The organism is Streptomyces sp. NPDC060205 (genome assembly GCF_042728395.1).
Taxonomy (GTDB): Bacteria; Actinomycetota; Actinomycetes; order Streptomycetales; family Streptomycetaceae; genus Streptomyces.
Map to the genome: position 1 here is coordinate 1 of NZ_JBHWZP010000618.1, position 1,732 is coordinate 1,732.

Here is a 1,732-nt window from a genome sequence, read left to right on the forward strand (position 1 = left end):
GCTGCTCGGGGCTGTTGCCGTCCGCGGGCGCGTGGGGGCTGGTCGCCCAGTTCCCCGCGCCCCTTCTCAAGGGGCGCGGGGAACGGCGCAATCTTTTGATCTTTGAGGGGGGCCGGGGGCGAAGCCCCAGGTTTCGGGAGGGGGCGGGGCCGGGGAAGGAAAAGCCCGCCTCCGGGAAGCGAGCCCTCAGGCCGCCCGCCAGGGCAACTCCGCGGTCACCCGGGTGGGCCCGCCCACAGGCGAATCGACCACGAGAATCCCGTCCACCGCGTCGAGCCGCCCCGCAAGCCCCGCAAGCCCGGACCCCGCCCCCGCATCCGCCCCGCCGACCCCGTTGTCGACGACCTGAAGCATCAGCCGGTTCTCGATCCGCCAGACGTCGACCGTCGCCCGCGTGGCCCGCGCGTGCTTGCTGATGTTCTGCAGCAGCTCGGACACCGTGAAGTACGCGATCCCCTCGATGGCGGGCGCCGGCCGGGCCGGCAGATCGACCTCGACCTGCACGGGCACGGTGCACCGGGAGGCGACCGAGGACAGCGCGGCGTCGAGACCGCGGTCGGTCAGCACGGCGGGATGGATCCCGCGGGCGAGATCCCGCAGCTCCTGCAGCGCCGTCTTCACCTCGCCGTGCGCCTCGCCCACCATCCGTGCCGCCGCCTCCGGGTCCTCCGCCAGCTTCTCCTTCGCCAGCCCCAGATCCATCGCCAGCGCCACCAGCCGGGCCTGCGCCCCGTCGTGCAGGTCGCGCTCGATGCGCCGCAGGTCGGCCGCCGCCGTGTCGACCACGACGCCCCGGTCCGACTCCAGCTCCACCACGCGCGTGGCCAGCTTCGAGGGGCCCAGCAGGCCGCCCACGAGGAGCCGGTCCACCAGGGTCAGCGACCGTACGATCCACGGCGTCGCCAGCGTGAGCAGCAGTCCGACCAGCGCGGTCACGGTGATCTCGAAGGGGTTGTCCAGGTAGACGTGGTGGCCCTCGTCCCCGTACAGCTGCAGTCCGTCCTGGCCACCGGACATGGGGAAGACCCAGAACCACAGCGGGTACGTCAGCAGGGTCCAGCCGGTCGTCCAGAGGGTGATGGCCACGGAGAAGGCGAACACGGCCCACGGGAAGTGGATGACCGTGTAGAGGAGGTGGCGCCAGGACGCGCCGCTCCTCAGGGTCGCCCCCATCCAGCCCATGGGGCTGCGCTTGCGCATCCGCAGCGGTTCCGGCGCGGCGACGTCGAGCCCCAGCAGGCCGCGGGCGCGCGCCCGTTCCAGCGCGCCCAGTCCGCGGCAGCCGGCGAGGCCCGCGGCGAGGACCGGGACACCGAGGAAGGTGATCAGCAGGCCCGCGCCGAGCGACATCATCGTCACGGCGAAGGTGAACATGAGGATGCTCAGCGGCAGGCTCAGCATCAGATAGACGAACTCACGCAGGCTGCGGCCCTCGATCGGCGCCCGCAGCGCGGTGGGGAGCCGGTGCCACCGCTCCCCGGTACCCTCCCCCCGGAATCCGGGGCCGTCGTCCCACCCGTATCCCTGTCCGTACTCCGAGGCCATGGCCGCCGTCCGTTCCTGTTCGTCAGCTGCTCGCGTGCGTTCAGCTGAGCCGTCCGCTGGTGTAACTCCACTGTGCTGCGTGCGGCGCCCGCGGAACATGGAGCGCGTCGGCGTCTCGGCAGGGGGGTTTTCCCTACCCCCGCCGGGGCCGCGGACGGGCACACGTACGTACGCCCCAGAACCCGCC

1 protein-coding gene is annotated in these 1,732 nt (G+C 72.5%); it reads right to left on the reverse strand.

From position 1 onward, the window contains the following. Positions 1-186: 186 nt before the first annotated feature. On the reverse strand, positions 187-1,545 hold the full coding sequence (locus ACFWGJ_RS43540; protein WP_387334522.1) for a sensor histidine kinase: 1,359 nt from the start codon (positions 1,543-1,545) through the stop codon (positions 187-189). Between the last annotated feature and the right edge of the window lie 187 nt (positions 1,546-1,732).

Coding starts and splice junctions, on each gene's coding strand:
- ACFWGJ_RS43540 (WP_387334522.1), bottom strand. CDS start 1,545: ATGGCCTCGGAGTACGGACAGGGATACGGGTGGGACGACGGCCCCGGA.